The 6,051-nt window shown below is 75.4% G+C and carries 5 protein-coding genes; 3 read left to right on the top strand and 2 right to left on the bottom strand.

All coding sequences use genetic code 11. From position 1 onward, the window contains the following. Nucleotides 1-184 precede the first annotated feature (184 nt). The gene (locus ACFXAM_RS37385; RefSeq protein WP_380298236.1) at nt 185-1,498 is read left to right on the top strand and encodes a globin domain-containing protein; all 1,314 of its coding nucleotides are present in this window, start codon (nt 185-187) and stop codon (nt 1,496-1,498) included. 13 nt (nt 1,499-1,511) lie between these two features. Here ACFXAM_RS37385 and ACFXAM_RS37380 read toward each other — a convergent pair whose 3' ends face one another. Both ACFXAM_RS37380 and ACFXAM_RS37375 read right to left on the bottom strand, forming a co-directional pair. After that, a complete protein-coding gene (locus ACFXAM_RS37380; RefSeq protein WP_380298235.1) occupies nt 1,512-2,945 on the bottom strand; it encodes a selenium-binding protein SBP56-related protein in 1,434 nt (477 codons plus the stop codon). A gap of 150 nt (nt 2,946-3,095) precedes the next feature. After that, nucleotides 3,096-4,055, bottom strand: coding sequence for an alpha/beta hydrolase (locus ACFXAM_RS37375; RefSeq protein WP_380298233.1), 960 nt, complete (start codon nt 4,053-4,055; stop codon nt 3,096-3,098). Between the two features lie 123 nt (nt 4,056-4,178). On the opposite strand from ACFXAM_RS37375, the gene ACFXAM_RS37370 reads away from it, so the two are divergent. Further along, nucleotides 4,179-5,057: a spermidine synthase gene (locus ACFXAM_RS37370; protein WP_380298238.1), complete on the top strand. Its 879-nt coding sequence runs from the start codon at nt 4,179-4,181 to the stop codon at nt 5,055-5,057. A 121-nt stretch (nt 5,058-5,178) separates the two neighbouring features. Next, nucleotides 5,179-6,018, top strand: a complete 840-nt coding sequence (locus ACFXAM_RS37365) for a class I SAM-dependent methyltransferase (protein WP_380298232.1) — start codon at nt 5,179-5,181, stop codon at nt 6,016-6,018. The last annotated feature ends 33 nt before the right edge of the window (nt 6,019-6,051 follow it).

The raw sequence follows: 6,051 nt of genomic DNA, 5'->3' as shown, positions 1-6,051 counted from the left end.
CCCGGCGGTCCGGTGGTCCCGGGTCGGCCGGGACCACCGGCCCTGTCCGCAACCCCCCGGGCGGCCGTTTACTGGACCTGCCGCCGCTCCTGGCCACCCCCTGCCCGGAACCGGGCCGAAAGCCGTCCGAACGGTGAACATCCGCTGTACAGCAGGCGGCTGACGGCTGGTTAGGCTGCGCTCCATGGACCTGGACAGCACCACCAGCACCACCGAGTACGACCGGTTGATCGCACGCCACCACGCCATGCGCCTGCGCCGGCAGATCCTGGCGCCGGCGCCGTCCTTCGCCGCAGCGCCCACCGGTCCGCACGGCGCGCCCGACGCCCGTCCGGCCCCCGGCGGCCCCGGCGCGCAGGGCGGCTACGACCGGGACCACGACGGTGCGGCGGACCAGCGGCTGATCCTCGGCGGCCTCGGCCCGGTCGCCCCGTTCGCCGACCTCATCGACCACCTGTACGCGTTCATGTTCCGCCGCCGCCCCTACCTGCGCGCGCTGTTCCCGGAGTCCATGGAGTTCCAGCAGGTCCACCTGGAGCGGATGTTCGACTACCTGATCGAGCACCTGCACGAGCCCGACCGGCTCGCCGCCACCCTCACCCAGCTCGGCCGCGACCACCGCAAGCTGGGGGTCCGCCCGGTCCACTACGAGGCCTTCGAGGAGGCGCTGTGCGAGGCGCTGCGGCACCGCGCGGGCCGGCACTGGAGCGCCGGGCTTGAGGGTGCCTGGGTGCGGATGCTGCGCTTCGCCGTCCGGTCGATGGTGGCCGGCGCCGACTCGGCGCTCACCGAACCCCCGTACTGGCACGCCACGGTGGTCGGCCACGAGCGCCGCCGCGACGACCTGGCCGTGCTCCGGGTGCGCACCGGCGAGCCGTACCCGTACCGGGCCGGGCAGTACGGGAGCGTCGAACACCCGCTGCTGCCGCACACCTGGCGGCAGTACTCGATGGGCTGCGCACCGCGCACCGACAACGAGCTGGAGTTCCACGTCCGCCGCACCGGGCAGGGCGGGGTGAGCGAGGCACTGGTCGAGCACACCGCCGTCGGCGACCGGCTGCGGCTCGGCCCGCCGCGCGGCACGCTGATGCCGCAGGACGACACCCGGGACCTCCTGCTGGTGGCCGGAGGCACCGGGCTCGCCCCGATGAAGGCGATCGTCGAGGAGCTGGTGGAGCACCGTCCGCGCGGGCGACGGGTCCACCTGTTCGTGGGCGCGCGGGCCCGGTCCGACCTCTACGACTGGCCGGCCCTCGCCGAACTCGGCGGCCGCAAGCCCTGGTTGGAGCTGGTCCCGGTCGCGGACGACGCCGCCGACGGCCCCGCCGTCCCGGGCGGCCGGCTGGCCGAGGCGGTCAGCCGGGCCGGTGACTGGTCGCAGCACCTGGCCTGCGTCAGCGGCCCGGCAGGCCTGGTCGACGAGGTCCGCACCCGGCTGGTCGCCTCCGGCCTGCCGTCCGCCCGGATCCACCACGACCCGGTGCTCGGCCGCCTCTGAGCGCGCGCGCCGCCTACCGGTAGCAGTAGGAGTCCGAAGAGGCGTCCCCGCCCGCCAGGTGCGTCTGGTGCACCCGCAGCCCCCGGAACTCCTCGCCGTGCGGGAAGAACCGCGGGTCCACCGAGAGTCCGCCGCGCTGCGGGTCGGCGTCCAGCTTGACGATCCACGGCTCGATGCCGTCCGGGTAGAACTGGTCGTCCCAGGAGCCGTACAGCGAGTTGGTGAGGTAGAGCCGCCGGCCGTCCCGGCTGATCTCGACCATCTGCGGCGCACCGCTCAACGGCCGCTCCGGCGCGGCCGGGTGGGGCGTGCGGGCGGTCACCCCGCCGAGCCGCACGGACCCGGTGAGGCGCGGGTGGAACGGGTCCGCCACGTCGTACTGCAGCAGCTCGCCGGTGCCCCAGGCGGAGACGTAGAGCCAGCGGTCGTCGACCGACAGGTTGATGTCGGTGACCAGCGGCGGCACCGCGCCGAACGGCTGCAGGACGGGCGGCAGGTCCTCGGCCTTCGCCGGCTCGGCGGGGATCTCGATCACCTTGCGCGCGGTGAACGCCTCGCCCTCCCGGTACCAGAGCCAGACCGAGGCCGAGAGGTCCTCCACGTTGGTGACCACCCCGGCGAACCCCCACTCGGCCTGCGGGTCGTGGGCCGGGCGCAGCTCCAGCACCATCTGGTACTGGTCGCCCAGGTCGATCCGCTGCAGGTGGCGCCCCGTGTCCAGCTCCCAGAAGTGCAGCGCGTGCCCGTACTTGCGGCCGAGCAGCAGCTCCGGCACCACGCCGTCCTCGACCATCCACGGCGTGCCCCACTCGCTGGTGACGCCCACGTTGGTGCCCAGGTGCCACCACACGTCGTAGGAGAAGTTCTGCGGGCCGCGCTCGGTCTCCCAGGGGCGCAGCACGTCGAAGGTGGTGTGGTCGAGCAGCGCGACCCCGCCGGGGCCGTCGCCGCCGGCGGCCGCGCCCAGGCAGGACAGGAAGACGCCGTCCGGTCCGCAGTGCAGGGTGTGCGGGCGCGAGTAGCCGGCCCTGGCCGCCAGCTCCTCGGCCGCCACGGTCTTCACGAGTCTCGGGCGGACCGGGTCCGGCCGGGTGTCCAGGACGTGCAGCTGCGAGGAGCGCAGTCCCGGCAGCAGCAGGTAGCGCCGCTCGGCGTCGTGGTGACCGGCGTGCGCGAGCGCGCTGGAGCAGGCGTTCCAGCCGAAGTGGTGCAGCTCGTCGCCCACCCCGGGCATGTCGGTGACGTTGAGCACGCGCCCGTAGGTCGCCGACGCCGGGTCGGTGTCGACGGTGATCAGCGCGTCCGGCCGCTGCGCCGACCGGTCGAAGCCCGCCACGTAGGCGAGCTTCTCCGGTGGGGCGGCGATCGCCTCGGCGGGCGTGCGGTACAGGGAGGGATCGCTGTGGCCGGGCTGCCGGTCGTGCTGCGGGCCGTGTCCATGCGGCATGCTGGCTCCTCAACTCGCCTTTTCGGCAAGGGAAGTGACAGGGGCCCGGGTAGCCTTCCACAGACTCACGGGCGCACAGCAGGCGCACGGGGAGCGGCTGGGGGGCCGGGGGCGGCGCGCCCCGGGCCCCCGCACGGGCGCCCGGCCGGCTCAGTGCACGGCCGCCGGGAAGTACGCCCCGAGCCAGCGGTCGAGCTCGGCGAACACCTGGGTCCGGGCGGTCTCGCCGGACAGCACCAGGTCGTGCATGCCGCCCTTGATCCGGACGATCGTCACATGGCGGCCCAGGTGCGGACCGGCCGCCGCGATGTCGTCGGCGCGCAGCACGGCGTCCGCGTGGTGCAGGGCGGCGTGCCAGCGGGTGGTGGAGATGGAGGCGGTGGAGGCCATCAGCAGCACCGGCACGTCGATCCCGAGCCCGCGCCGCAGCTCCCGGTGGCCGCGCTGGACGGCGGCCAGCCAGCCGGCGAACAGCGGCACGCCCTCGGCGGGCTTGAGCTTCAGGTCGAAGTCCCACTCGCCGCGGAAGTCGCGGTGCAGGCTGTGCACGTAGTGCGGGTTGAGGGCGGAGGGCAGCACCCGGGTCGGTGCGAGGCGGCCGATCGCGTCCAGCGCCGGTGCGCCGAGGGTGCGCACGGCGGGGGCGGCCGGCATGGACAGGAACGGGCTGTTGAGGAAGAGGCCGTCGACCAGGCCCCGCCCGGTGCGGCGCCCGGCCCACAGGGCGGCGATCAGCCCGCCGGTGGAGTGGCCGTTGACCAGCAGCCGGCTGTGGCCGTCCTGCTCCCGGACGATCCGCACCGCCGCGTCCAGTTCCTCGTCGTACGTCGCGAGGTCGCGCACGAAGTTCGGCGAGTGGTGCGGGCGCAGCGAGCGGCCGTACTTGCGCAGGTCGAGCGCGTAGAAGGAGAAGCCGGCGGCGGTGTAGTGGTCGGCGAGGTGGGTCTGGAACCAGTAGTCGTTGTAGCCGTGGATGTACAGCACGGCCCGCTCCGAGCCGGGGACCGCCCGGCGGACCAGGGTCGCCGAGACCTCGCCCTCCTCGTCGGGCCGCAGCGGCAGCTCGACGGCCTCGTAGGGGGCGCCGAGGATGTCTTCGCGGAACTCCATGGCCACGTGCACCCGCTTTCTGCTCGGAGACCGGGTTTCCCGGGGAACCCCGACGATACCGGCCGGTAGCCTCCGGCGTGACGGCGACTCGGGCCGGGCGCCTATGCTGCGGACATGCCCGAGATGCCCGACCCGTCCAGCCCGCCCGACGAACCCGTGCCGGTGGCGCGGCGCACCGACCTCGGGCAGGCGAAGCTGCTGCCCGACGTCGACCACGACGGCGGGTGGCTGCTGACCCTCGACGACACCCCGCAGTCCTACGTCGACCTCGGCGACCCGACCCACCTGGAGTTCGAGTACGTCCAGCGCCTCGGCCACCTGGTCGACGCACTCGGCGAACCGGGCCTGCCGCTGGACGCCCTGCACCTGGGCGGCGGCGCGCTGACCGTGCCCCGCTATCTGGCCGCCACCCGCCCCGGCTCGCGCCAGCGGGTGGTCGAGGTGGACGGCCCGCTGATCGACCTGGTCGAGCAGCACCTGCCGTGGCGCGGGCCCGGCGTCGACATCACCGCCGAGGTCGGGGACGCCCGCGCCGCGCTCGCCGCGACCGCGTCGGACGCACCCGGCTCGCTGGACCTCGTCGTCGCGGACGTCTTCCACGGCTCGCGCACGCCCGGGCACCTCACCTCGGTGGAGTTCCTGCGGCTGGCGGCGGCCGCGCTGCGCCCCGGCGGCTGCTACGCGGCGAACCTCGCCGACGGCCCGCCGCTCGCCTTCGCCCGCGCCCAGGCGGCGACGGTGCGCGCCGTCTTCCCGCAGGCCTGCCTGATCGCCGAGGCGCCGGTGCTGCGCGGGCGGCGCTACGGCAACATCCTGCTGGTCGGCTCGGCCGGCCCGCTGCCGGTCGCGGACCTCGCCCGCCGGCTGGCCGGGGACGTCTTCCCGGCGCGGCTCACCGAGGGCGCCGACCTCGCGGCGTTCACCGCCCGCACGGCGCCGGTCACCGACGCCACCGCCGCCGACTCCCCGCCGCCCCCGGACGGCGCCTTCGGCGTCGGCTGAGCACGCCGCGGGGCGCCCCGGCGCGCCGGGACCGCGCGCACCCCCGTCCGCGCGCTGCCCGGTGTCAGAATCGGCGGGTCCGTGCGGGGACACCCGCCACCTCCGAGGGAGCGAGCGAGAGATGAGCAGCGTGGAGCGGCCTGAGCTGGCGGCGGTGCCCGAGACGGCGCTGTGGACGCTCTGGCAGCGGGCCGTCGAGGCCCGCCGGCCGGACGCCGTGCTGCACGACCCCGTGGCGGTGGACCTGGTCGGGCGGATCGACTACCCCTTCGCCGAGCGGTTCGGCACGAGCGGCTTCCAGTCCCAGTTCCAGGCGCTGCGGGTGGCCTGCTTCGACCGCGAGGTGGCGGACTTCCTGGCCCGTGAGCCGCGCGGCACGGTGGTCTGCCTGGGGGAGGGCCTGGAGACGCAGTACTGGCGCGTCGACAACGGCCGCGCCCACTGGCTCACCGTCGACCTCCCCGAGATGATCGCCCTGCGCGAGCGCCTCCTCCCGCCGGGCCCGCGCCGGCGCCTGCTGGCCGCCGACGCCACCGACCTGCGGTGGGCCGACGAGGTCGACCGCGACCGCGCGGTCCTGGTCACCACGCAGGGCCTGTGCATGTACCTCCCCCCGGCCCGGGTGAAGGCCCTGATCGCGGGCTGCGCGGACCGGTTCCCCGGCGGCTCCATGGTCGTGGACGCCGTCCCGCGCTGGTTCGCACGGCTCGCCGTGAGCGGGAGGATGCGCACCGCCGCCTACCGGGTGCCCGCCATGCCCTGGGCGATGGACGCCGGCGAGCGCGACAAGCTCCGCACCGCGAGCCCGGCGGTGACGGCCGTCCGCGACGTCCGCCCGGCGGGCGGACGCGGTCTCCTCGGCGCCCTCCTGCCCCTGGCACTGACCGCCCCCTGGCTGGCCTCGCACCGTCCCTCGGTGACGGTCCTGGACTTCGCCGAAGCCCCCGGACCGGGACGGTGAACCGTCCGCGGCCCACGCCCGCGCGCCGGGTGC

Origin of the sequence: Kitasatospora sp. NPDC059462 (assembly GCF_042749955.1) — a bacterium.
In the GTDB taxonomy this organism is placed as follows: domain Bacteria; phylum Actinomycetota; class Actinomycetes; order Streptomycetales; family Streptomycetaceae; genus Kitasatospora.
This window is presented reverse-complemented; position numbering and strand designations above follow the sequence as displayed.

Coding starts and splice junctions, on each gene's coding strand:
- ACFXAM_RS37385 (WP_380298236.1), top strand. CDS start 185: ATGGACCTGGACAGCACCACCAGCACCACCGAGTACGACCGGTTGATC.
- ACFXAM_RS37380 (WP_380298235.1), bottom strand. CDS start 2,945: ATGCCGCATGGACACGGCCCGCAGCACGACCGGCAGCCCGGCCACAGC.
- ACFXAM_RS37375 (WP_380298233.1), bottom strand. CDS start 4,055: ATGGAGTTCCGCGAAGACATCCTCGGCGCCCCCTACGAGGCCGTCGAG.
- ACFXAM_RS37370 (WP_380298238.1), top strand. CDS start 4,179: ATGCCCGACCCGTCCAGCCCGCCCGACGAACCCGTGCCGGTGGCGCGG.
- ACFXAM_RS37365 (WP_380298232.1), top strand. CDS start 5,179: ATGAGCAGCGTGGAGCGGCCTGAGCTGGCGGCGGTGCCCGAGACGGCG.